The sequence below is a fragment of the Methanosarcina baikalica genome, assembly GCF_031461075.1.
Classification (GTDB): Archaea; Halobacteriota; Methanosarcinia; order Methanosarcinales; family Methanosarcinaceae; genus Methanosarcina; species Methanosarcina baikalica.
On the sequence record NZ_JAVKPK010000126.1, the window covers coordinates 1 to 3,052 of the forward strand.

The following is a 3,052-nucleotide window of genomic DNA, read 5'->3' on the forward strand; positions in this document are numbered from 1 at the left end:
TGCACCCGGAAAGTAAATTTTCGGGGAAGGACGGATTGCCTGTGTTGACACGCAGGTGCATGAAGTCATGTATAGGTGCTGTATATTGAACGCTAACTGGACCTGGTTAGGTGTAACAGGAGTTATGCTATCAGGTGGATGGCTCGGCTCAAGAGCTGATGAAGGACGTGCCAAGCTGCGATAAGCCCGGGGTAGGTGCATGGAGCCAATGAACCCGGGATCTCCGAATGGGACCTCTCCCTAGTGATCAGTAATGATCGGGAACGCTCCGAATTGAAACATCTCAGTAGGAGCAGGAAAAGAAATCAAACGAGATGCCGCTAGTAACGGCGAGTGAAACCGGCACAGTTCAAACCGAATCCCTTCGGGGAAATGTGGTGTTGTAGGGCTGTTCAAACGTCTCGCGGTAAAACCAAACTTGCCTGGAACGGCAGACCATAGAGTGTGACAGTCACGTAGGTGTAAACCAGAAGACCGGAACATGTCCCTGAGTACCGTGCGTTGGATATCGTGCGGGAATCCGGGGGGCACCAACCTCCAAAACTAAATACTACTTGAGACCGATAGCGAAATAGTAGGGTGACCGAACGCTGAAAAGTACCCCGAGAAGGGAGGTGCAAAGTGCCTGAAACCTGATAGTGATAGAACGATACGGCATGAAAGGATCTTTGACGTGAAGGAAACATTCGCGAGAATGCAGTACGAACGCCACTGCCAGTGTCGTATCTTACGTTTTGAAGAACGGGCCAGGGAGTGTATCTTGGTGGCGATGGCTAACCTTTTATCTGGGCAGCCGAAGCGAAAGCAACATGTGCGCAACCCTCACGGGCGAGGCACGACGTATACAAGTGCGTGGAGTCACCGGGGTACGACCCGAAGCCGGGTGATCTAGGCGTGGGCAGGTTGAAGCGTGGCGAAAGCTACGTGGAGGACCGCAAGCGGTTTTGATCTGCAAATCATTCGTGTGACCTGCGTCTCGTAGTGAAATGCTAATCTAACCCGGCATCAGCTGGTTCCTTCCGAAACATGTCGCAGCATGACCTGACTGGAGATCGTCGGTGGAGTAGAGCACTGATTGGCGGTTCCGGGGGAGAAATCCCTCACCCGCCTGTCAAACTCCAAACCCACCGTCATTTAAGAAGGTCGGAGTCCGGACTACTGGGGTAAGCTTGTAGTCCGTAAGGGAGACAACCCAGCCCGTGGTTAAGGTCCCCAAGTGTCGACTAAGTGTTAACACTAAAGGGCGTCCCAAGCCCAAGACAGCTGGAAGGTTAGCTTAGAAGCAGCTACCCTTCAAAGAGTGCGTAACAGCTCACCAGTCGAGGTTTGGGGCCCCGAAAATTGACGGGGCTCAAGTCGACTACCGATACCACGGAGTACCGCAAGGTAATCTCGTAGGAAGGCGTTGTGTTCGGGCAGAAGCAGGGCTGTAAAGTCCTGTGGACCGTTCACAAACGAAAATCCTGGTAATAGTAGCAGCAAAGCAAGGTGAGAATCCTTGCCGCCGAAGGGGCCAGGTTTCCTCGGCAATGATCGTCAGCCGAGGGTTAGTCGGTCCTAAGACGTACCGTAACTCGAGTACGCCAAAAGGGAAACAGGTTAATATTCCTGTACCATTTAGCATTAAGCTCTGACGTCTCAGGGCAGGCCGAGCGGCGTTGTCGCGCCGTCTAAGCAGCGAAACCTGTGGAGAGCCGTAATGGCGAGAAGCGGGCGAATCTGTAATGGCTAAAGTCGGCTGCACCCAGGGACCCGTGAAAAGGACAGCTAAATGTCCGTACCGAGATCTGACACTGGTGCCCCTAGCTGAAAAGGCTAAGGCGTGTCGGAGTAATTCAGTTAAGGGAATTCGGCAAATTAGCTCCGTAACTTCGGGAGAAGGAGTGCCTGCTTTGTAGAAAGCAGGTCGCAGTGACCAGGGGGCTCTAACTGTCTAATACCAACATAGGAGATTGCAAACCCGTAAGGGCTAGTACAATCTCTGAATCCTGCTCAGTGCAGGTACCTGAAACCCCGGTTCAACGGGAAGAAGGGCCTGTAAACAGCGGGGGTAACTATGACCCTCTTAAGGTAGCGTAGTACCTTGTCGCTTAATTGGCGACTTGCATGAATGGATCAATGAGAGCCCTACTGTCCCTAACTGGAGTCCGGTGAAGCTTACATTCTAGTGCACAGTCTAGAGACCTCTAGGGGGAAGTGAAGACCCCGTGGAGCTTTACTGCAGCCTGTCGTTGGGTTGTGGTTCTGGATGTACAGTGTAGGTAGGAGACGTCGAAGCGGGTGCGCCAGCATCCGTGGAGTCGCAATTGGGACACTACCCTTCTGGAACTACGACCCTAACTCTGAGAAGAGGACCCCGATAGGTGGGCAGTTTGCCTGGGGCGGGACGCCCTTGAAAAGATATCAAGGGCGCGCAATGGTTGACTCAAGCGGGTCGGAAACTCGCTGAAGAGTGCAAGAGCATAAGTCAGCCTGACGTTATTCAGCACAGCAGTGGATGACGAGACGAAAGTCGGTTCTAGCGAACTTTTGAGCCTCCTTGGTGGGGGCCAAAAATGACAGAAAAGTTACCCCGGGGATAATTGAGTCGTTGCCGGCAAGAGTACATATCGACCCGGCAGCTTGCTACCTCGATGTCGGTTCTTTCCATCCTGGCCGTGCAGCAGCGGCCAAGGGTGAGGTTGTTCGCCTATTAAAGGAGATCGTGAGCTGGGTTTAGACCGTCGTGAGACAGGTCGGTTACTATCTACTAGAGGTGCCAGAGGTCTGAGGGTAAGCTGCTTTTAGTACGAGAGGAACCAAGCAGCGGCGCCACTGGTGTACCGGTTGTCTGACAAGGCAACGCCGGGCAGCTACGCGCTAAGGAATAAGAGCTGAATGCATCTAAGCTCGAAATCTGACCTAAAAAGAGACCTCTTTAAGGATTCCGGTAAAAGACCGGTTTAATAGAAACGGGATGTAAGCACCAAGGCAACGAGGTGTTCAGTCCGCGTTAACTAACCATCCGTTCCTTTCACCATACCAGGTCCAGGCGAAATTCAATATGCAGCAC

General features: G+C 52.7%; 1 rRNA gene. It reads left to right on the forward strand.

Going from position 1 to position 3,052, the window contains the following annotated elements:
• Positions 1-113 precede the first annotated feature (113 nt).
• Positions 114-3,020: ribosomal RNA gene (locus RG963_RS16245) — 23S ribosomal RNA — on the forward strand.
• The last annotated feature ends 32 nt before the right edge of the window (positions 3,021-3,052 follow it).